A 21,733-nucleotide genomic window follows, 5' to 3' on the forward strand; every position below is an offset into this window, starting at 1 on the left:
GACTACCTCTCCTCTGCCCTTGCTTTCTGGCTGTCCAATTCAGTGGCACATCCGTCAATCAACAGCTTTAGTTCCGTACGTACACCATCATCGCTAAGCTGGGAGGCAAACTTGCGGCTCTGATGCAGTGCTTTGTGAAGCTCAGCTACGAGCTGCTGATGCGCTCCGTGCATACCGGCTTCTCCGTTCAAACGAGCTACATACGGTCCAACTTCTTCATCCGTTGCTTGCTTCCGATACTCTCGAAGTAACTCTTCCGCCCGGATCAACTGGTTGACAATCCCCATCCAGGTCTCTTTCTGTTTGCTCCATACCTCTACAAATGAAAGAATAAGTGACGACTCCATTTTTACTTTGCCGTCTAAGTACAGCTCCGCCGACCCACCTTCCAGACCATACAGGCGGATCTTCCACTCGTTGATCTCCTGGATACTACGAGCAAGCTGCGCTACTGTCCGTACGTCATCAATTTGAGCCAGCAAATCGTAATACCGACTGCTGAAATAATCCCCCGCAAGAATCGTCAACTGACGATTCCGAATGCCACGCATCGTATGCTGCCGCGCAAGCGTTACCGTTTCATGACTATCAAGACCAAGTTGAACGAGCGCTGTTGTCGCCACATAGCGGGCCACCTGATCTTTCGGTGTGCCGCCTTCGTGCAGCACTAGCTGCAAAAGCTGGATGCGGAGGCGGGATACAGGCGGGTTTTCGATATAGTTATACAGGAACCGATTCGCTGTATTCTTGGCGATTAGCTCCATGATTGTTTCGGTTTCTATCCGAAAACCACTTTGTAAAAGATTCATCATCATACGTCCCCCAAACAAACATTCCGCACTCACTGAAAACATACCTACAAAGTATACCATATCAGCATGTAGACTACACTATTCTTATTATATATTTGTTGCAATACTCTTGTACAGTAAGCCTACCGAATAAACAAAAAACAAGCAGGGTTTCCTGCTTGTTCTCTAAAAAGATTTATTCATCAACCAACGTATTCATTTCTCCGTTGCGTGTCTGAACAACCGCCTTGCCACGCACCTTGATCGCGGACGTATGTTCCGTGAACTGCGCTATCATCACTTCACCCTTATCGAGCTTCTCAGAATGATGAAACCGAGTGGACTCTCCACGAGTCAAGCCGATCACATTCACCCCATTCTCTAGCGCCTTAATAACAATAAACTCACTATTTGATGGTGTGCTCATATGCGTTCCCCCTTTACGATTCTTTACTATTATGCATTTTTACTATTGCGTAAAAAGGAAACACTGTCAATCATTTATCTATACACCAGGAAGACAACATACACCAGCGAGAGAATGAGAACGACCCCAAGCAGCAATGACATATAAAACATTTTGGTTTTTGTTTTAAACTTGGTCTTATTCATTTATTCGTTCACCTCATACTTAACGTGCATCAAAACAAGCAATTTTACTCATCAAAAAGAGCCGTGCAAATGAATTGCACGACTCCTCTCTCATGCCAGATAATTGTGTATCCGACGATATGTAGGCCACTATTGAATGTCTTCTTTCAGTGCCTTTCCCGGTTTGAACGCTGGGATCTTGCTTGCTGCGATCTCGATCTCTTCGCCAGTCTGCGGGTTGCGACCTTTGCGAGCAGCGCGCTCACGTACTTCGAAGTTACCGAAGCCGATTAGTTGTACCTTATCTCCGCTTTTCAGCGCTTCTGTAATTGCATCAAAAACAGCTTCCACCGCTTTCGTTGCGTCTTTCTTCGTCAGTTCCGCCACTTCGGATACACGGGTGATTAACTCAGTCTTGTTCATGTTCTTCACCTCCTCCCACAGAAGCAGTTTGCTATTCGTTGTTTACAATTTGTAGCATAAATATACGCAAAGCCTACAATTTCAAAGGTTAACAAGCTAATAGTAATATAGAAAAGCGAGCAATTCAAGGGGATTGACCCATATAACGGCATACTTTCTTTATCCGCACAGGAAAAAGGCTTCTTCCTGAGGGGAGAGAAGCCGGTGTTTCCTGGTCATATCTATCTGTTTACACAGCTACAGAATGATTGCGATAAGTCCACCCGACCCCTCGTTGATGATGCGACCGAGCGTTTCCTGCAACTTGTAGCGCGCATTGTCTGGCATCATCGCCAGCTTTGCAGAAATACCTTCGTTCACAATCGAATTCAGCGAGCGGCCAAAAATATCGGAGTTCCAGATGCTGAGCGGATTCTCTTCAAAGTCCTGCATGAGATAACGCACCAGCTCCTCGCTCTGCTTCTCGGTGCCGATAATAGGTGCGAATTCTGATTCGACATCGACGCGGATCATATGAATGGACGGGGCAGTCGCTTTTAGACGCACACCGAAGCGAGAGCCATGGCGGATAATCTCTGGCTCGTCGAGCTTCATCTCTTCGAGCGAAGGCGGAGCGATGCCATACCCGGTCTGACGTACCATACTGAGTGCACCGGCGATTTTATCGTATTCTTTCTTCGCGTAGCTGAACTCCTGCATCAATTGCAACAGGTGATCCTTGCCACGGATTTCCACACCCACAACTTCCATGAGAATCTGATCGTACAGCTCATCCTGCGCGTACAGATCAATTTCTGCTACGCCCTGGCCCATATTCATGTCTGCGAGTGCAGCACGCTCGATGAATTCATATTCCCCGAAGTAGCCCACTACACGATCTACATCACGCAGACGACGAATATCCTTGACCGTATCACGCACAGCTTCCTCGAAGTTTTTGCGCAGCCAGTGATCTTCGGAGAGCACCATAACCCAGGATGGCAGGTTCACGTTGACTTCATGCACCGGGAATTCAAACAGCACTTCACGCAGAACGGACAGCCCTTCCCGCTCATCCATCGCATCAACGCTCATCGCGAGCACTGGAACGTCATACCTCTCTTCAAGTTCCGCACGCAGCATGGCTGTATCCGCACTGGCCGGATGAACGGAGTTAATTACGACAACAAACGGTTTGCCCACTTCTTTTAATTCGTTGATAACCCGCTCTTCCGTTTCCGCATAATCTGCACGGGGAATTTCGGCAATCGAACCATCAGATGTAACAACGACACCTAACGTAGAGTGTTCCTGAATGACTTTGCGCGTGCCAATCTCAGCTGCTTCCTCGAATGGAACCGGTTCGTCATACCATGGTGTTGTAACCATGCGCGGACCGTTCTCATCCTCATACCCACGCGCACCTGCTACAGCGTACCCTACGCAGTCTACAAGCCGCACGTTGATGGTCAGTCCATCTGTCACATTGATCTCAACGGCGCTGTTTGGTACGAATTTGGGCTCGGTCGTCATAATCGTCCGGCCAGCAGCACTTTGAGGCAGCTCATCGACCGCACGCAGCCGCTCCGCTTCATACGGAATGTTGGGGATCACGATTGCTTCCATGAATCGTTTAATAAAGGTCGATTTTCCTGTACGTACCGGGCCGACTACCCCAATGTAGATATCGCCACCTGTACGTTCCGCAATGTCTTTAAAAATGTCTACACGTTCCACCTGTACACCCTCCTCGCGTTTGGTTCCCTGCACTTCTTGTACAATAAGGACACTACTCATCTTATGAGGGCGGCGGGGAAAATAGACCGCACCTGAGGCAGCCAAGCAAAAAAGCGAGCACCCACTGCCGGGCCCCGCTTTCTTGCCCCGCCCTGTCCTACTTTTTACAACCATATGCGGTGGGGTGCACAAAATATGTCAGCGGTTTTAAATTAAGTGAGGAGAGAAACTATCCCAAAGCCAGAACATGACGAACAGGGCAGCTTTGTGATATCGACAACGTGTGGTGGTGAGGGAGTGGGAGAAGGAAGGAGCCGTTCGCTTAAGTACGCTTGCAGGGAAGCCCTGACTGTGCGCTTCGGGAGCCCGGCGAACTCGCCCGCAAAGAAGAGCCTATGATGTTGATTCACCGAAGTGTTGCGGGCAAAGGCCCGTTCGTCGTTCTCCCTCCGCTAAGTAGGCGCGTACAGGTGCTCTCTTGCTCTTCCCTTCTCCCACTCCCCGCACAACGTTTCGGTTTACAAAAAACGCGCGACGCCAGAATGGATTTGCTCGGATAGACACTGACTTTTTGAAAGTCTGCTTCTCTATTTTTTTACCTGCATAGCAAAGCTCAACCTCTTGATTATGCTTGGGGCTTTTCATCCAAACTGTGTCAGGAGCGAGATCGGGCGGGGCAACGGAACGCCTGTACGCGATCCCCAGCGGAAAGGGACAGACGAACGGCCCTTTGCCCACAATGCTTCGATGCACATACATCGTAGACATCTTTTGTGGGCGAGTTCGTCTGGCACTTGGAGCGGACAGTCTCTACTCCGTAGCGAGCATACCCAAGTGACGAGGCCACGCCCGATCCCGCTCCTCCACCACACTTTGGAGAAAACCACGCCAAGAAAACGAGGCTGCCTCAGTCGCTGTGTTACAGCTTTTGGGACAGCCTCCACCTTATAATCATTCTTGTGTTTTCTCTTGCCCTTCTCTCCTTTCTCTCTGTTCAGCAAGCTGTGCCTGTACAACTGCTGCAAGTTTGCTCTGGGGAAGGGAGACGCGGGTAGTCCCCTGAATCTTTGTCTGGCAGGCCAGACGAACACCTCGCGCAAGCTCAGCACTGCTAATCCAGCGCTTCTCGATTTCACAGGGCGGCGATACTTTGCTGTCCCCATCGATTCGCACCTTACACATCGTACAAGAACCGTTCCCACCGCAGCGCTGTGTTATCGGAACTCGCGCCCGGGACGCCGCACGCAAAATGGTTTCGCCCTGCCGCGCTTCCACACTGCGGCCGGATGGAACAAATGTAACTTTGGCCATGATTGATCATCTCCGTATCGACTCTAACTAGTTCCCTTCATTATAGCACAAAAGCAGGCGGCTGAACCTTCACCAAGACAAACGCATAGGATAATGGTGACTACATGACAAAGGAGGCGCAATCATGCTCAGCCAGAAGCGGAAAAATCCGCGCGCACAAGGACCGGCAGGGCGGCGCAAACCAAAACGAAAACCCGCAGCAGCACAAGCACGCAAGGAGCCAAAGGCGACTGAACTTGTACCTACTGCCATTCCCGAGCCATCCCGCACTATGCCGTCTGCTCTCATGAAAAATCTGCCCGATCTTCTGCCGAAGTCTCCGGACGAAATGCGTTCATCTATTAATAATGTCCGCGAATGGTCAAGCCAGATGCGAAGCACAATGCTGCAGGTAGAACAAACCCTCGGTACACTACACGGAATCGTTGGCATGTATGAACGGTGGAATTCCGGCAATGAAGCACGGCAGGCGGCACAAGTCGCCAGCGGCGAACCGATAGACCGGACACCGCTCTCTTTCATCCGCTCGCTTCGCAATGTAGACTTCAGTCAAATATTTTCCCTGTTGAACTCGCCGCTCGTTCAGGCACTACTTGAACTAGACGATTTGACAGCAGACGAAGACACATCCTCATCATAATCGTCTTATATGTAAAGAGGGGTAATGCCCGAAAGCATTACCCCTCTTTATCATTTCTGTACCCGCATACCGGTTGTGAGAGCCCTGTTTTGCGAATCATGCTATACTGTATGCGCGCCTTTTCATGCCTGTAACAGCTTTGCACGCCTAAATTATTCGTGCTTACAGCTTTCCTTTCAGAAGACCTGTCAGCGTCTTCATATCGCCGCTTTGAATGTTATGATTCCGGATATAGCGGACGATGCGGTCTTCCTTTTCTTGTGACATGCTAACATTAGCGATAACAGCAAGTTGACGCAGCAACTGACGAACTTTCTGGTCATCAGCCAGATCACTTTTCTTTATGCCACCTGCGAGACTCTCAAGCTTTGACGTGTCCACGTTTTTCCCCTGGAGTTTCTCCAGAAACCTTTTCGGAATTTTTGCCATGCCTATTCCTCCTCCTTCCACTGTACATCAACAGTGTATGAGAAGGGCGGGCAAAAAGTGCAGTCCGACTGGACGCTATACGTTACTGGTTTTCGAAATAGCGAAGTGCCATGTCTTCGGTTTCGTGGCGACGCACTCTCCCCATTAAATGGTTAACCGCTTCACGCGGCTCCTTCCCTTCGAACAGCAACGCATGCAACTCGCGGGTAATCGGCATGTCAATTTCATATTTTTTGGCAAGTTCATTGACCGCCTTTGTCGTCTTAATGCCTTCCACGACCATACCCATCTGGTCCACAATTTCATCCGGCGTCATGCCCTGTGCAAGCATATTGCCAGCACGCCAGTTGCGACTGTGGCGACTTGTGGCAGTTACCACGAGATCCCCAACGCCCGCCAGGCCGGAAAATGTCAGTGGATTTGCTCCAAGCTTTACACCAATGCGGGTAATTTCCGCCAGACCGCGTGTTAACAGTGCGGCTTTTGCATTATCACCAAATTGTAGACCGTCGCTTACACCGGCTCCGAGCGCAATAATATTTTTAAGCGCCCCGCCTACTTCTACCCCGATCACATCCGGGCTTGTATAAACACGGAACCGATTCGTCATAAGCGCATCCTGCACTACTTCTGCTACTTTCCGATCGGGAGCGGCTACCACAACAGTTGTCGGCGCTTTTGTCCCAACTTCCTCAGCATGACTTGGACCAGATAGCACCGCGATACGAGAGCGGAAACTCACAGGGAGCTCTTCTGCAATTACTTCGCTCATCCGCTTCAAGGTATCCAGCTCCATCCCTTTCGTCGCATGTACCACGATCGCATCCGGGTGAAGATGCGGTGCTAACGCCCGCACAGTTTCACGCATCGCATGAGAAGGCACGACAAGCAGCACAAACGTGCACCCGACCACGGCTTCTGCAAGCGATGAATACGCCGTAATCGCATCAGCAAGCTGAATGCCTGGCAAGTATCTTTCATTCGTTCTCGTTTTATTAATCGCGTCAGCAAGTTCGGCGCGACGAGCCCAGAGTGAAACATCGCTATAGTTTTCTGTCAGTACGGTCGAAAGCGCGGTTCCAAAACTCCCGGCTCCGATGACAGCAGCCCTATTTTTCATCGCGTTTCTCCTCCTGCTTCTTCTGACCAAGCTTGCGTTCGTCTCCCTTTATCAGACGACTGATGTTTTCTGTATGGCGAATGAATCCGAGCAAACCGACAAATGCGGCTCCTGCGATATAGACTCCTGGCTCATGGTATAGGTACATCAAAAATGGTACAAGCACAAAAAAAACAAGCGACCCAAGCGATACATAACGAGTCAGCGCAATGACTACGATCGTAATTCCGACCCCAATGAGTGCCGGAAGTGGGGTAAGCGCAAGCAGCGTCCCGATCGTTGTCGCGACGCCCTTGCCTCCCTTGAATCCGAAAAATATCGGCCAGTTATGCCCGAGGACAGCGGCAACTGCTGCACCGACAATTGCCCACTCCGGTACACCAAGCAGACGGGCAATCGTAATGGCAATTGCGCCTTTCGCTGCATCAAGCAAAAGAACAGTAATTCCCGGCCCTTTGCCGAGCATACGGAGCGTATTCGTCGCTCCGGCATTGCCGCTGCCATGTTCCCGAATATCAATTCCTGCAATCAGCCTCGCAATCACAATGCTAAAACTAATGGAACCGAGTAAATACGACAGCAGAATGACAACCGTTCCCCCCATACGGTTCTACTCCCCTCTACTCTGTTGATTTATTACGAACGAGAATCCGTATTGGCGTCCCTTCCATCGGGAACGCTTCTCTTAGTTTATTCTCTAAATAGCGTTGATAGGAAAAATGCATGAGTTCCGTATCATTAACAAACAGCACAAACGTCGGCGGCTTCACCGCAACCTGAGTCGCATAGCTAATACGCAGGCGACGTCCTTTATCTGTCGGCGGTGGCGTGACGGTTGTCGCCTCATGAATAAGGTCATTCAGAATTGGCGTCGCGATGCGCAGGGAGTGCTGCTCAGCCACCTGCGATACTTTCGGCAGAATGGTGTGTACGCGCTGCTTTGTTTTTGCCGATACGAACACGATCGGGGCATACGCCAAGTATTTGAATTCACCACGAATATCCGCGATGAACTTATTCATCGTTTTGTCGTCTTTTTCCACGGCATCCCATTTGTTTACTACAATGATGACGCCACGGCCTGCTTCATGTGCATAGCCCGCGACTTTCTTATCCTGTTCGATAATGCCTTCTTCCGCATCGATAAGCACAAGCACAACATCTGAGCGCTCCATCGCACGCAGGGCACGCATCACACTGTATTTCTCAGTGGACTCATACACCTTACCACGCTTGCGCATCCCGGCTGTATCAATGAGGACGTAATCCTGGTCTTCAAATGTAAACGGCGTATCAATCGCATCGCGCGTGGTACCTGCGATGTTACTAACAATTACGCGATCTTCCCCAAGAAGTGCGTTGACAAGCGATGATTTCCCTACGTTCGGACGACCGATGAGTGATACCCGGATCACATCATCCCCGTACTCATCTCCTTCGTATTCCGGGAAGTGCTTGATTACTTCATCAAGCATATCGCCGATACCCGTGGCGTGTGCACCTGATACCGCCATTGGATCGCCAAAACCGAGTGAATAGAACTCGTATACATCATTAAGACGTTGAATATTATCAATTTTGTTAACCGCAAGCACAATCGGTTTCTTAGAGCGGAACAGCATACGCGCCACTTCTTGATCCTGATCGGTAATGCCTGTTGTTCCATCCACGACTAAAATAATGACATCCGCTTCATCAATCGCCAATTCGGCTTGATAGCGGATGTGCTCAAGCAAAATGTCATGATCATCAAAATCAATCCCACCTGTATCAATCAAGTGGAACTCTTTGCCGAGCCACTCGGCACGACTGTACAGGCGGTCACGTGTAACGCCCGGTGTATCTTCCACAATCGCGAGCCTCTCGCCCACAATGCGGTTAAACAGCGTCGACTTGCCCACATTCGGGCGGCCAACGATGGCAACTACTGGATTTGACATAACGTGTATAACCCTCTTTTCTTCAATATCTCTCCTATCATAAATTGAATCCGACTGGAAAAACAAGCTTTATTATGAATGTTTCACGATAATAAGGGTATCCGGACGCAGCTCATGAGCCACGCCATCGATGATTTTTTCAAGCGTAAACGCAAGCTGCTGTACCTCCTGCCGGGACCCTGCATAGAAGATGGGAGCTCCCCCGCCAACTGCCTGCCGATCCGAAGTAATGACGGCGAGTATGTAACTTTCTATTGAATGTGACATCGTTTACGCTCCCCCCTTCCGTCCCTGATTGACACTTGCTTCACTCGGCAGACGAATCGCACTGTCAAGCACCGGCACGCGCCGCGCAACCTCGGCTACTTTGCTCGTATCTTTTTCTTCCGGTAGTAAAAATACACCGAGGCGCCCGGATTTCATGTCGCGCTTTGCCAGCGGCACAAGTGCCGGCTCACCAGAATCACGATACACGCCAAGAATGGAGGATACATCATGCAAAATTGCCTGGCGCTGCCCCAGATTCGCGATCGTCACAAGACTATTCGCGTTTTTGGGCGTCACTATCAAACCAACTCCGTTCTCACGAATCACCGCTCGATCCGCTTCCAGTCCGACATTCATAATGTAGATATCATCCACATATAGATTCGGTCCATCAATACGCAGCTTCGACACTTGCACGTCTGCAATATCGCCGAGCACTTTGCCGGACATAAACCAACTGTTCACAAAAAACGTCAGCACTCCAGCAAGCACCGCCCACCAGATTGATGTTTTGATCACTAGAAAGGTCACCACAACTGATGTGAAAATCACGAGATAATTCCGCCCTTCAAACACCTGTGCAATGCCTTCAATATAGGCGACACCACGCGGCACAAGCTCCATGCTATCAAGCTGCTGAAGCATGTTGCGCTCCATATTACGCACATCCCGAAACTGCTGGGCGGCAAGCCCAAGAAATGTAATCGCTGTCCAGTCTGACTGTAGAACGGATGGGATAGCGACCGAGCCGATCAGGGCCGCAATAAGTCCGAGAGCAACATGAATAATACGCCCGTGTGGATACGTCGGATACTGTCGGTAATCCGTGCGCAGCATATTCAACCGCGCCAGTAGACCGAACAGTACACCAACCGCAACCGGAACGGCATACTGTGCATAAGAATGCGTCATTGCTCCCGTCCCTTTCGCAGACCGAACAACCGCCGTGCCATTCCGGTCCCGATGTCTATGCATATCGCTATCATGCGCTGACCGCTTAAGGAAACGATGAGTGCTAACACCAATCCATCACGAAACGACAGACTGCCGATTATACTCTGCCCGTTCAGTTGATACGTATAACCCGCGAACAGTATATCAGCTATGCAGAACGCCAGTCCAACAATCACCAACCCATGTGCCGCATCGCGGCTCATCATAAGCGTAAGTAGCAGCGCTACACTTGCCAGAAGGTAGTTTTCCTCTACAATCTGTAGCACCGGATCAAGTCGCAACATATAGCGCAGTAAAAACAGGGTAACCCCTGCCAACAGTGCCGCCGTCAAGACATAGCGGCGCGCATCTTTTTCCTCCCGCGCCCATACATACGCAAACAACCCGAGCGGCAATAGGAATGAACCGATATAGAGCCCGATGCCATATGCCTGCACCTCGATATTCCCCGTCAACAGCACGGCCAACAGCAAAAACAAAAAAAAACGCGGTCGGATGCCGATGCGCCAACTCAGTCCATCCAGCATTCCCATCCAGCCTACGATCCATATAAGAAGCAAGCAGCAGAATGAAAAGTAGCCCGCATTCATAACCAATCCCTCCCCTGTCGGATTTCCTACTATAGTAGTATGGCCAAAACAGAGGGGAGACAAGCAGAGAGGGACTCAACATCATGATTATGCTTTGATGATTGTCTACCAAGCTGGGTCAGGAGCGGAGGAGGAAGGCGCTATGGAACGCTTTTACGCAATTACCTAGCGGAAGGGAACGGGCGAACGGGCTTTTGCCCACAATGCTCCTATGTTTATACATCGAAGGCTTCGTTTGTGGGCGAGTTCGCCTGTCATCTGGAGCGGGCAGTTTCCGCTTCCCCGCAGAGCGTAACGAAGTGACAAAGCGCCTTCCTCCTCCGCTCCTCCACCGCACATTGGTCGAGCACAAACTACACACCAAGCAAAAAAGAGACTATCCCCTCCGCTACTATGTCATAGCTTTCGGGACAGTCTCTCCATCCGGCGAACTCAGCACGAGTCCACCGGCTGTCATACATATCAATTAGGATTTAAACTTTTTGAGGAGGTCACCGAACTGGTCACCAAGCGTTACACCCATACCTGCATTTTCTTCCGCCTGGTACTGGGCTACAACTTTCTTCGTATCCTGTTTTTGCTTCTCTTCTTGAATTTCTCGAATGCTTAAGCTCATACGCTCTTCATCCGGATTAATGTCCAGAATTTTTACGTTTACTGCTTCGCCCTCTTTCAGCACTTCATCCGGTGTGCCGATGTGACGGTTGGCAATTTGAGAGATGTGCACAAGACCTTCTACGCCCGGCGCTACTTCAACGAACGCACCGAAGCTTACAAGACGCTTCACCGTACCCGCTACAACATCGCCAATTCGGAAATCCTGCGCTGCTTGTTCCCACGGACCCGCCTGAGCTGCTTTTATGCTGAGGCTGATGCGCTCGTTGTCCTTGTCAATTTTAAGGATTTTTACCGTTACTTTATCCCCTTCTTTGAGAACATCGGACGGTTTATCCACATGACTCCAGGCGATTTCAGAGATGTGCACAAGGCCATCAACCCCGCCAACATCAACGAATGCGCCAAAGTCTGTCAGACGCTGCACAGTTCCTTCAATTACAGAACCCGCCTGCAAATTCTCAAGCACCTGGCCTTTTTGTTTGTTTACTTCTTCTTCAAGCACAGCACGATGCGAGAGAATCACCTTGTTCTTCTCCTTGTCGAGCTCGATGACTTTAACAGATAAGGTTTTACCCTTATAATCTGAGAAGTCTTCCACAAAATGACGCTCAACATGGGAAGCTGGAACGAAACCGCGTACGCCGAGGTCTACTACCAGGCCGCCTTTTACGATATCCGCGATGGTTGCATCAAACACTTCGCCTGCTTCATGCTTACGTTGAAGCTCGCCCCATGCCTGCACCGCATCAACGGCCCGTTTGGACACGATCATCTCATCTTTTTCTTCATCAAGACGGATGACTTTAACCTGGATTTCCTGGCCTTCGGATAGAACATCAGCTACTTTATCAATATGCAGGCTCGATACTTCGCTAATCGGAAGAATGCCTTCATATTTATAGCCTACATTAATCAAGGCCTGCTTCTCGTCCACTTTGGAAACGGTGCCGGTCAGCACTTGATCTACTGCTACTTCAAGCTGAGCATTCAATTCGTTTTGATTTTCCTCTACCATAGACCATACCTCCTTGAAATAAAAGCCATTCAAACAATAAATGCCAGAGCATTTATAGTAAAACAGCAACATATTTATCTTAGCTTACCAGAGATTGGAGAGCTGGCGCTAGTGCCAAACATGCTATTCTCTCCCTATTCTGGAAAGCGAGACGACTTTACGTAAGACAGCCATCCTTCTGCAAGAAACCTATGCATTCTTATGTATATCCAGGAGAGATTGAATCTCTCGTTGAATGATGGCGGCTGCATGATGCATACGCTCTGCATTATTGTCACCCACGGTTTCTGCCGCTAAATCGAATGGTTTACCGTAAATGATGGTAACCGGTCGAAACAAGCGGTACGGGCCAACGATCGCGACAGGCACTACTTGCGCACTTGACTTAAGTGCGATCATAGCTGCACCCGGCTGCACTTCCCGCATCGTACCATCCGCCTGTATATTACGCGTTCCTTCTGGAAAAATCCCAACCGTATGCCCTTCCTTAAGAAGCTCAAGCGCCCGTCGAATTGCCTGGCGATCGCCGGAGCCACGCTTGACCGGAAAGGCTCCGCATTCCAAAGCCAGCTTACCCGCAATCGGAACATGGAACAGTTCTTCTTTCGCCATAAAAAACACGGGGCGCTCAAGGCCAGAGCCAAGCGTGATCGGGTCCCAATTGCTAATATGATTACAACAGAGAACAAGCGGACCGCTACCCGGGACGTTCTCCCGACCAAGCACCTGCCAGCGATACCCAAAAGCGAGAATCATGCGGGCGACGCGACGCCAGAACGTATACACCCTTCCTATCATTAGGCTCGCTCCCCGACCTGCTCTTCGTACAAAGCGACGATGCGCTCCACAACCCGATCGATTCCAAGGCCCGTTGTATCAAGCAACTGCGCGTCTTCTGCCTGTTTAAGCGGCGCTGTCTCGCGCTCGCTGTCCTTGCGATCACGCTCGGCAATGTCTGCCATCAGCTGACCACGATCAGCCGCTATACCACGCTGTTCCAGTTCACGCAAGCGACGCTCCGCCCGCTCTTCAATCGACGCCGTTAAAAAGATCTTTAATTCCGCGTCTGGCAGTACATGTGTACCAATATCACGCCCATCCATTACAACACTTCGGGCACGAGCCATCTCGCGCTGCAATTCAGTCATCTTCTCTCGTACAGCCGGATGAGCAGCTACGGTAGATACATGTCCAGTTACATCTGGTGTGCGAATCGGATCCGTTACATCCTCCTCGTTCACATACACCCGCTGTCCATCTGCTGTCACATCAAGTACAAGCTTCATCTGATCCAGGAGAGCACGAAGCGCCGCCTCATCTGTCATGGGGCACGATGCACGAAGCGCTATATATGTGAGCGCACGATACATCGCCCCCGTGTCAATATAGAGCATCCCGAGCTGTTCCGCGACGCGGCGTGCTACGGTACTTTTACCGGCTCCGGCCGGTCCGTCAATTGCAATCTTCACAGTCATCCCACCATATTTATCCTTTTCCTGCTCCCAGCATCTGAAAATAAAGAAAATAAGCAGGATGTGCCTGCTTTTCTTCTTTGTTCCCCTCTGATCCGCAAGCAGACAGCTGGTAATCCTAGCATTCAATTACCTAAATAGTAACATAGGCATTAGGGGGATGCAACGCCTTCCAACCGTACCGTTTCGACAAACGACTGGCGAAACGAGTCAAATGTAAGCAGGAACTGACTACCCATTACAAGCACCACTCCTGCAAGAATTATCAGGATAAAAACCTTCTCAATCCGGCCTGACAAGCGGGCAAAACGCTTCTCATATGAAGGCTGGTTCATTCGTGCCATGCGTATCCCTCCTGCTCCCATTTTGCCCGCTCTTCCCGTTCGGTATTCCGTAACTGCCGCTAGAGTGTGCTTGCTTTAATCTTTTCCACTTTCACCTCTTGACCCGTTTGTGCATCAATATAGATACGATAACTCTCCTGGCCGATGGAACCGTAAAATTCATACGTGTACACTTCTTCGCCACGCTCATCTTCGATAATCGCTTTGTGCACGTCCTTTACCGCAAACGCAGGATTCAATTTGGTACGTGCCTGCGATTGACTAATCTTTGCCTGCGGAATGGCGCGCACCCGGTGGTTTAACAGATAGCTCTCGCCCTGAAATCCGGTTGCCGTTCCATTATCAAGTGCGATTTTAACGGTAACCGTATCCGGATATAATCGCACGCCCCCCTGATTGCACACATACGTAAAGGCAGCCACTCCTTTGTATTCATCGTACGACATCGCTTCCATATCTACATATCCACGGCGCTTAAGGTAATCGTCCGCACGGCGGTGTGCATCCTCTACACTAATCTTATGCCCGGCAACGCTTCGTTCATCCAGCACCCAGATCACATGTCCACCCTTTTTTGCAACATCGACAAACACCGGTGTCTTCTGATCTTTTCGCTCAATGCGTACACTGTACGATTCATATTCTCGTGTTTTGCCGTTATCCGTCACAATCGCCTGTTTAATCGCAGTCGCTGGCAATCCAACAAACGCAAGCGCTTTTTGCTTCGCCTCGTCTGCGCTCACGACTTGACCTTTCATGGATTGGATTTTCAGCTTACGACCCGCATTCAAACTGCCGATTCCCGAACCAAATTCTACATCCCGATAGCCGTCCACACTTTTATCGATGATTTTAAGCCCATCTACAATTGTGTTGTCTTCCTGCTTATGCTCGCTTGCGAGCGCTGTCTCTACATCCATCCAGCGCAGCTGCTTCGTCATAATCGCACTCTGCACCTTTTGCAAGTCGCCCTGGATGTTCTTTGAGTGGGCGTACAGCTTGTTTAACGTATCATATTCTTTCTTAGATAGCGGTTCACGTTCGAGATCACGCACCGCTGTCTGATAGCTAAAATCAGCTACATTCGCGAGAAACTTCTCCGTATGGTTGAACGGCATCAACGCAAGTGGTAGCTGAGACACATCATTCTGAGCCGAATATGCTAGCCGCCATACATTTGTCAGGCTTGGTGTCAGCTGACGCCGTGAATTAACCGCGACGGTCTTGCCAAGCTCATCCTGCAGTCGGTCCATATGATAGTTCAAATTATGAAAAGCCCGCTGGTATTGGTTCTCTGCCTTAATTAGCACCGAATTTTTTTCCTTGTTCTCCTGATACCCCCACATCCCGGCCCCGATCACGCCAACAGCAAGCACAGGGAACAGTACACCTGCGATTCGTCCATACATGTGCAACACCCCTCCATCATCCAGTATTACCCGTAGTTTGAGGAAAGAAGTTGCTAATTATACAAAAAAGCGGAGGGCTATATGGAGACCCTCCGCTTACATCGGTTCTGATACTGTATTAAACCCAGCACGATTGTTACAAATACACTGTTTAAACCCGGTTTCTACCTGCCCGAACTTGTTCAGTGAGCCGCGAAGTATATAGCGTTCACCACACACCGAACATCGGATCGTGACTTTATACCGTTCTGTTTCGTTCATATTTTCTCTACCTCCTTCTCATAGTGTGCCCCGAACGCAGCCGCCATAGACCTGTTCAGCGCAACACGACTGAGATTGAGTGCCAAAAGCCAGAGGAACAGCATGAACGGAACCATCAACCACGGCCAGATCGGCTGTTGCATGAGAAGAATAAAGTCATACGTACCGTGCAGCATAACTGGAAGCGCCAGACTGATTACGAGATACAGGCGACGACGCGTACGACCAACACTGAATTTAGCTTTGCCAAAATAATAGCCCATCAATACCCCGAACAGACCATGTCCAGAAACCGGAAGCAGTGCCCGATAGAAGGCCGCCGCAGCCCCCCCATGTTCACGCAAATAGAAAAAGTTCTCCAGCGTTGCAAAGCCGAGCGAGACCGCTACTGCATATACAATGCCATCATACGGTTCGTCAAATTCAACATGCTGATATACGGTATAATAAATGATGAACCACTTAAAAAACTCTTCCAAAAACCCGGCCAACACGTACGACTGAGCGAAGACTCCTAACTGCAGCTCTTCCTGAAATCCAAATTGCACAACCATCACTGGAAATACAAGCAGGAGCCCGATAATAAACATTTTCACCACCATATGCAGCGGCTCTATTTCATACTTATCTTTTAAATAAAAATAACTTAATATGGCAATACCAGGGGCAATAGCAGCTCCCATGGTGGCTAACATAGCATTCGACTCCCTTAGGTTATTCGTTGTACCTTTCATCCTAACATGGAATGTGCATGATGGAAATACAATTGCTGGAGGTATTTATGCAAAACAAAAAACCTAACTATAAAATAAGTTAGGTTCCATAACGAAATGCAGCTGCTTTTCACTTCTGCTGGAAAGTTACGTTATTCTTTTTGGCCAGCGCTTCTATCTCTGTTTGCCACTGTCTAATTCCTTTACGTCCTTCTGCTAATTTATCATTAGCTTGCGCCAGTAACCCCGCGTCCTGTTTTTCCAGTGCATCCGACATCTGTACAAAAGCACTGTACTGCTTATTGGCTGCTTGAATATAAATTTCATGTACCGCCTGTAACTCTTTGGTTGCGGGCTTGATCGCTTCAAGTTTTCCAACGAAATCCCGGTACTTCGGTATTACAGAATCCTGCAGTTTGTTGTACATGATTTCATCATTTTTGAAATTTTTCCCACTTACACTTTCATAATCTCTTACAGCATCTGTTTCTACTTTTGCAAGTTCGGGGAGTTTGTTGTTAATGTAATCCACCAGATCTTTTGATACTTCACTTTGCCCACACCCCACAAGAAATAACGCAAGTAAAAAACCAATCGACATTAGCGACCTTTTAACCATAACCACACCCCTTTCCCTACAGTAAATTCCCGCAAACAAAAGATTATGACTACGAATTTACCATCCACTGCACTGCCCGGTGTAGCGCCCGGCCTTTTCTCATCAAAACAAATGGTTCACATCATTTATATCGCTCGCAAGCATCACCGCAAGGCGCATACGCGCTTTCTTGGAGTCAAAGTCGTTGCCAAGTATTACACCGTGTCTGTACAAGTCATACGCACTTCCCCGGTAATCATACGTAGTATCTACCCTGCCTTCTTCTGCGCTCGTTGTAATAACGATGTGAATGCCTTGCGCAAGCGCTTCTTCGATCCCTTCCATCATGTGAGGTGCTATCTGCCCCCGACCCGCACCTTCCAGTACAATCCCTTTTGAACCAGACTGTACAGCTGCACGTAGAAATTTACTATCCGCACCCGCGTAGCACTTAATAATGTCTACCATCGGAATATCTTTCGTCAGCTTGAACGTTTCACGTCGAATCGGCTTCTGGTACACCACAACTGCATCATTGTCAATGATACCGAGATACCCAAACCCGAATGAGTAAAACCCTTGCATATTGGATGCGTGAACCTTCTTCACATAACGAGCAGAGAAAATACGCTCGTTAAACACCACGGCAACACCTGCATTCTTCATATCATCGCTGCAAGCTGTATAAATCGCATGACGAATGTTGCTGTACACATCGTTGCTCGCGTCACTGAGCGCACGTTGTGAGCCTGTCAGAACAACCGGACGAACATTATCAATCGTTAAGTCAAGAAAGTACGCGGTTTCCTCCATCGAATCCGTTCCGTGCGTCACGACAATACCAGACACCGACTCATCCATAAACACCTGCTCGATCTTCTTTTTCAGCACAAGCAACTCATCAAATCCAATGTGCATAGACGGAAGCTGAAGCACTGATTCAACTTGTACGTCAATGTCAGCGGGTAGGCTGCACCGTCTAGCAAGCTCTTCTCCCGTTAATTCTCCCGCTACAAGCATCCCCTTCTCATTCGGCACACTTGCAATCGTTCCACCTGTTGTAAGCAAAACCACTTTTTTCATATATAACCCCCGTCTTATCGCTTTGCGATTTCTTCCGCAATCAATCCACCATGAAAGCGTCCATTCTCAATAAAAATAACATTAGCATTATTCCCTGCCGCAATAACCCCAGCAACAAACAAACCCGGTACATTCGTCTCCATCGTCTCTGGATTATGCTCCGGCTCCCCGGTCTCGGCACGCACCTCTACCCCAAGTCCGCCAAACAGAGAACGATCCGGATGATAGCCCGTAAGCGCCAGAACAGCGTCGGCTTCCACGGTTTTCTCTTCCCCGTTCTCTGACACCATGATGTACCCTTCTTCAATACGGGTCACCGTCGTGTTAAACATTGCTTTGATCCACTCTTTATTCACCATCGACTCAAACACCGGTAACACCCATGCTTTAATCGACGACGAATACGTCTCGCCCCGGTAGATCCACGTGACATCAGCCCCCGCACGGTACAAATCCATCGCCGCATCGACCGATGAATTTTTCCCACCAATAACAGCGACCTTCATCCCTTGATACGGGTGCGCTTCCTTATAATAATGCGACACATGTGCAAGCTCTTCCCCCGGCACGTCTAGCAGATTCGGATTGTCAAAATACCCGGTCGCAACAATTACAAACCGCGTCGCATAGTCCGCACGCGAGCCGTCCCGCTTCGTCGTATGCACCGTGAACGTGCCATCCTCCCGACGCTCAACTGCATCGACCTGCTCATATGAATGCAGGCGAAACTTACGGCGCTGTGCCACTTCACGATAATACGTGAGCGCTTCCTGACGCGTCGGTTTCTCCCCTGTCACCACAAACGGAATGTCTGCGATCTCAAGTAGCTCCGGCGTACTAAAAAAATTCATGAACGTCGGATAGCCATAGATCGAGTTCACCACACACCCTTTCTCAATAACGAGTAGATCGATCCCTTTATTCTGCAATTCAGCGGCCGCGGACAACCCACACGGACCCCCACCGATAATAATCACCCGTTCCATCCTTCCCACTCCTTTCTCTGTACCAATCATACGAAAAAAAATCCTCTACGATATTGTAGAGGATTTTTTGTCCGCAATTCAACTGCGGATGTGCACGTACTACACCCAGCCGCGGAATTGACTTGCTTCCGCCATCTTACGCACGCCTACCATGTAAGCGGCAAGACGCATATTCACGCCGCGTGCAGTATGTGTGTTATATACGTTTTCGAAAGAACGCACCAACACATCACGCAGACGAGTTTCGACTTCTTCTTCTGTCCAGTAGTACCCCTGGTTGTTCTGTACCCATTCGAAGTACGAAACAGTTACACCACCAGAGCTTGCAAGCACGTCCGGCACAAGTAAAACGCCGCGCTCGGTAAGAATACGAGTGGCTTCGAGCGTCGTCGGTCCATTCGCCGCTTCTACCACGATGCCTGCCTTGATGTTATGCGCATTCGCTGCTGTAATCTGGTTTTCAATCGCAGCCGGAACGAGGATGTCGCAATCAAGTTCCAGAAGTTCCTGGTTCGAAATTGTATTCGTGAACAGCTTCGTCACCGTACCGAATGAATCACGACGATCAAGCAGATCGTCAATATTGAGACCGTTCTCATCATGCAGTGCACCATATGCGTCTGAGATGGCAATTACTTTTGCACCCGCATCATGCATGAATTTTGCCAGGAAGCTACCCGCATTACCGAAGCCCTGAACGACTACACGTGCGCCTTTGATGTCAATGCCACGTTTTTTCGCCGCCTGCTCGATGCAGATTGTAACCCCTTTGGCAGTCGCTGTCTCACGGCCTTGTGAGCCGCCAAGCACAAGTGGTTTGCCTGTAATAAAGCCCGGTGAATCAAATTCACGGATTTTGCTGTATTCATCCATCATCCATGCCATGATTTGTGAGTTCGTAAATACGTCCGGCGCCGGAATATCTTTAGTCGGTCCAACGATCTGGCTGATCGCACGTACATAACCACGGCTCAGTCGCTCAAGCTCACGGAATGACATCTCACGCGGATCGCAGATGATACCGCCTTTACCACCGCCGTACGGCAGATCAACAATACCGCACTTCAAACTCATCCAAATTGAAAGCGCTTTAACCTCATCCTCAGTAACATCCGGATGGAAGCGAACGCCACCTTTTGTCGGTCCAACTGCATCATTATGCTGTGCACGGTAGCCTGTAAAAATTTTGGTCTCGCCATTATCCATACGTACCGGAATCCGGACCGTAAACATACGCATTGGTTCTTTAAGAAAATCATACATCGTTTCGGAGTAACCAAGATTACTCAACGCTTCGTGAATGACTGTTTGCGTTGACTCTAATACATTCAAACTTTCTTGCTGACCTGCGTTCCCATTCGCAGGTTTTCCAGCTACTTCATTTGCTCCCATAAACAATACCACCTTCGAGATTTGGTTATCTGATAAAGTTCAATCCTAGCCAGTATACATCTTTATTTTAGTATTTGGAAGGTGCAAAACTGGCTTTTTTTTCGTCAGATTTTAATAACAAAAAATCACGCCATTCATTGCCATACCTGGCGATACACACCCGAACCATTTTTGAATTATACCAATTCTCATCGGCATTATACAACAACTTGAACACATCCGTTACATACCGCAGGCGATCACAAAAAAAGCACGCGGACAGATAGCCGCGTGCTCGGTGTTCCTATGAAATCAATCGAAATAACGGCACAAAACATCAACCGCTTCCGCCTCAACGATCGTTTTGCCATATTCCTGCAGTACATACTTCGTTAATGTAGATGCTTCGCCGTATTCGGACAGTACCGCAATGAAGTTATCATATTCACTACGTTCCATATCCACATCTTCAAACACGAGATAGTAACGGTCACGGTACGCATATGCGCTCCCACCGTATGGAGCTTTCCCCTGAATGCGATGCGCCAGCTCGATAAGATGATCAAAATCGTGGAATATATACACAATGTCATCACTCTCTTCAAGGGTAACCTGCATCTCGTATATATCGTCATAATCCAGATCGTCCGCATCGCTCGCTTCCGTCTTACCACGCGTTACAATGACAACCATGCCCTGCGCAGGAAGTGAGAACACTTCAACGGCGACCGGACCATTAACCGTAAATCCAACTTCATCATGAGCATGGTCCATCATATCATTGAAAAGCTCATGTACTTTTGGAATATCTCGCCACATGTCGTCTTTTTCGATACCCCGTTCGGTTAAATCATCAAAGGTTAAAAAAATACGAATCTTATCCTGATTGAGACGTTCAACGCGCATTATGACCCCTCCCTCCGCAAATTCGGTGGTAGTATTAGAATACGTTACAGGATGTATTGTGTTCAAATAAATATATTATTTTCATGATACCACGGGGAGTCAATACGGTACAAGGTGGGAAACATAAAAAAATACAGCTACAAGCCTATCGGGTAGCTGTATTTTTTTGCACGCCCGGTTGCTTC

25 protein-coding genes are annotated in these 21,733 nt (G+C 49.0%); 1 reads left to right on the top strand and 24 read right to left on the bottom strand.

Annotated features, from left to right (window positions below):
• Positions 1 to 2 precede the first annotated feature (2 nt).
• The 5 genes from CB4_RS15185 to CB4_RS15210 form a co-directional block, all read right to left on the bottom strand.
• On the bottom strand, positions 3 to 815 hold the full coding sequence (locus tag CB4_RS15185; protein WP_157738002.1) for a heptaprenyl diphosphate synthase component 1: 813 nt from the start codon (positions 813 to 815) through the stop codon (positions 3 to 5).
• A 172-nt stretch (positions 816 to 987) separates the two neighbouring features.
• A complete protein-coding gene (mtrB, locus tag CB4_RS15190) occupies positions 988 to 1,218 on the bottom strand; it encodes a trp RNA-binding attenuation protein MtrB (RefSeq protein ID WP_096466598.1) in 231 nt (76 codons plus the stop codon).
• Between the two features lie 314 nt (positions 1,219 to 1,532).
• Positions 1,533 to 1,805, bottom strand: a complete 273-nt coding sequence (locus CB4_RS15195; protein ID WP_096466599.1) for an HU family DNA-binding protein — start codon at positions 1,803 to 1,805, stop codon at positions 1,533 to 1,535.
• A 237-nt stretch (positions 1,806 to 2,042) separates the two neighbouring features.
• Complete coding sequence (gene spoIVA, locus CB4_RS15200) at positions 2,043 to 3,521, bottom strand: stage IV sporulation protein A (protein WP_096466600.1); 1,479 nt, start codon at positions 3,519 to 3,521, stop codon at positions 2,043 to 2,045.
• Between the two features lie 951 nt (positions 3,522 to 4,472).
• The gene (locus tag CB4_RS15210) at positions 4,473 to 4,832 is read right to left on the bottom strand and encodes a 2Fe-2S iron-sulfur cluster-binding protein (protein ID WP_096466602.1); all 360 of its coding nucleotides are present in this window, start codon (positions 4,830 to 4,832) and stop codon (positions 4,473 to 4,475) included.
• Between the two features lie 124 nt (positions 4,833 to 4,956).
• On the opposite strand from CB4_RS15210, the gene CB4_RS15215 reads away from it, so the two are divergent.
• Complete coding sequence (locus tag CB4_RS15215; RefSeq protein ID WP_096466603.1) at positions 4,957 to 5,472, top strand: hypothetical protein; 516 nt, start codon at positions 4,957 to 4,959, stop codon at positions 5,470 to 5,472.
• Between the two features lie 162 nt (positions 5,473 to 5,634).
• Here the strand turns inward: CB4_RS15215 and CB4_RS15220 are convergent, their stop codons facing one another.
• The 19 genes from CB4_RS15220 to CB4_RS15305 all read right to left on the bottom strand — a co-directional run bounded on the left by CB4_RS15220 (position 5,635) and on the right by CB4_RS15305 (position 21,548).
• The gene (locus CB4_RS15220) at positions 5,635 to 5,901 is read right to left on the bottom strand and encodes a stage VI sporulation protein F (protein WP_096466604.1); all 267 of its coding nucleotides are present in this window, start codon (positions 5,899 to 5,901) and stop codon (positions 5,635 to 5,637) included.
• 82 nt (positions 5,902 to 5,983) lie between these two features.
• Positions 5,984 to 7,021: an NAD(P)H-dependent glycerol-3-phosphate dehydrogenase gene (locus CB4_RS15225; protein ID WP_096466605.1), complete on the bottom strand. Its 1,038-nt coding sequence runs from the start codon at positions 7,019 to 7,021 to the stop codon at positions 5,984 to 5,986.
• Positions 7,011 to 7,625 (bottom strand): glycerol-3-phosphate 1-O-acyltransferase PlsY, encoded by a 615-nt coding sequence (gene plsY, locus CB4_RS15230; protein ID WP_096466606.1) that lies wholly within the window; start codon positions 7,623 to 7,625, stop codon positions 7,011 to 7,013. Before plsY ends, CB4_RS15225 begins: the two co-directional genes overlap by 11 nt.
• Positions 7,626 to 7,641: 16 nt before the next feature.
• Positions 7,642 to 8,961, bottom strand: a complete 1,320-nt coding sequence (gene der, locus CB4_RS15235; protein ID WP_096466607.1) for a ribosome biogenesis GTPase Der — start codon at positions 8,959 to 8,961, stop codon at positions 7,642 to 7,644.
• Positions 8,962 to 9,033: 72 nt separating this feature from the next.
• Positions 9,034 to 9,228, bottom strand: a complete 195-nt coding sequence (locus tag CB4_RS15240) for a capping complex subunit for YIEGIA (protein ID WP_096466608.1) — start codon at positions 9,226 to 9,228, stop codon at positions 9,034 to 9,036.
• 3 nt (positions 9,229 to 9,231) lie between these two features.
• Positions 9,232 to 10,140, bottom strand: coding sequence for a YIEGIA family protein (locus CB4_RS15245; protein ID WP_096466609.1), 909 nt, complete (start codon positions 10,138 to 10,140; stop codon positions 9,232 to 9,234).
• Positions 10,137 to 10,772 (bottom strand): YphA family membrane protein, encoded by a 636-nt coding sequence (locus tag CB4_RS15250; RefSeq protein WP_096466610.1) that lies wholly within the window; start codon positions 10,770 to 10,772, stop codon positions 10,137 to 10,139. The genes CB4_RS15245 and CB4_RS15250 overlap by 4 nt, the downstream gene beginning before the upstream one ends.
• Before the next feature lie 466 nt (positions 10,773 to 11,238).
• Entirely contained in the window at positions 11,239 to 12,405 is a 1,167-nt protein-coding gene (gene rpsA / locus CB4_RS15255; protein ID WP_096466611.1) for a 30S ribosomal protein S1, read from the bottom strand.
• A 189-nt stretch (positions 12,406 to 12,594) separates the two neighbouring features.
• Positions 12,595 to 13,203 carry a lysophospholipid acyltransferase family protein gene (locus tag CB4_RS15260; protein WP_096466612.1) on the bottom strand — a complete coding sequence of 203 codons (609 nt, stop codon included), beginning with the start codon at positions 13,201 to 13,203 and terminating at the stop codon, positions 12,595 to 12,597.
• Entirely contained in the window at positions 13,203 to 13,880 is a 678-nt protein-coding gene (gene cmk, locus CB4_RS15265; RefSeq protein WP_172890894.1) for a (d)CMP kinase, read from the bottom strand. Before cmk ends, CB4_RS15260 begins: the two co-directional genes overlap by 1 nt.
• A 149-nt stretch (positions 13,881 to 14,029) precedes the next feature.
• A complete protein-coding gene (locus CB4_RS15270; protein WP_096466613.1) occupies positions 14,030 to 14,221 on the bottom strand; it encodes a hypothetical protein in 192 nt (63 codons plus the stop codon).
• A gap of 59 nt (positions 14,222 to 14,280) precedes the next feature.
• Positions 14,281 to 15,630 (bottom strand): germination protein YpeB, encoded by a 1,350-nt coding sequence (ypeB, locus tag CB4_RS15275; RefSeq protein ID WP_096466614.1) that lies wholly within the window; start codon positions 15,628 to 15,630, stop codon positions 14,281 to 14,283.
• Positions 15,631 to 15,726: 96 nt separating this feature from the next.
• Positions 15,727 to 15,891, bottom strand: coding sequence for a hypothetical protein (locus tag CB4_RS21280; RefSeq protein WP_172890896.1), 165 nt, complete (start codon positions 15,889 to 15,891; stop codon positions 15,727 to 15,729).
• Positions 15,888 to 16,586 (bottom strand): glutamic-type intramembrane protease PrsW, encoded by a 699-nt coding sequence (gene prsW, locus CB4_RS15280; protein ID WP_096466615.1) that lies wholly within the window; start codon positions 16,584 to 16,586, stop codon positions 15,888 to 15,890. The genes CB4_RS21280 and prsW overlap by 4 nt, the downstream gene beginning before the upstream one ends.
• 148 nt (positions 16,587 to 16,734) lie before the next feature.
• Complete coding sequence (locus CB4_RS15285; RefSeq protein ID WP_231956033.1) at positions 16,735 to 17,223, bottom strand: hypothetical protein; 489 nt, start codon at positions 17,221 to 17,223, stop codon at positions 16,735 to 16,737.
• A 102-nt stretch (positions 17,224 to 17,325) separates the two neighbouring features.
• Positions 17,326 to 18,285, bottom strand: coding sequence for an asparaginase (locus CB4_RS15290; protein ID WP_096466616.1), 960 nt, complete (start codon positions 18,283 to 18,285; stop codon positions 17,326 to 17,328).
• A gap of 14 nt (positions 18,286 to 18,299) precedes the next feature.
• On the bottom strand, positions 18,300 to 19,271 hold the full coding sequence (locus tag CB4_RS15295; protein WP_096466617.1) for a YpdA family putative bacillithiol disulfide reductase: 972 nt from the start codon (positions 19,269 to 19,271) through the stop codon (positions 18,300 to 18,302).
• Between the two features lie 99 nt (positions 19,272 to 19,370).
• On the bottom strand, positions 19,371 to 20,663 hold the full coding sequence (locus CB4_RS15300) for a Glu/Leu/Phe/Val family dehydrogenase (protein WP_096466618.1): 1,293 nt from the start codon (positions 20,661 to 20,663) through the stop codon (positions 19,371 to 19,373).
• Positions 20,664 to 20,954: 291 nt separating this feature from the next.
• Positions 20,955 to 21,548 carry a genetic competence negative regulator gene (locus CB4_RS15305; RefSeq protein ID WP_096466619.1) on the bottom strand — a complete coding sequence of 198 codons (594 nt, stop codon included), beginning with the start codon at positions 21,546 to 21,548 and terminating at the stop codon, positions 20,955 to 20,957.
• Between the last annotated feature and the right edge of the window lie 185 nt (positions 21,549 to 21,733).

Origin of the sequence: Aneurinibacillus soli (assembly GCF_002355375.1) — a bacterium.
Taxonomy (GTDB): domain Bacteria; phylum Bacillota; class Bacilli; order Aneurinibacillales; family Aneurinibacillaceae; genus Aneurinibacillus; species Aneurinibacillus soli.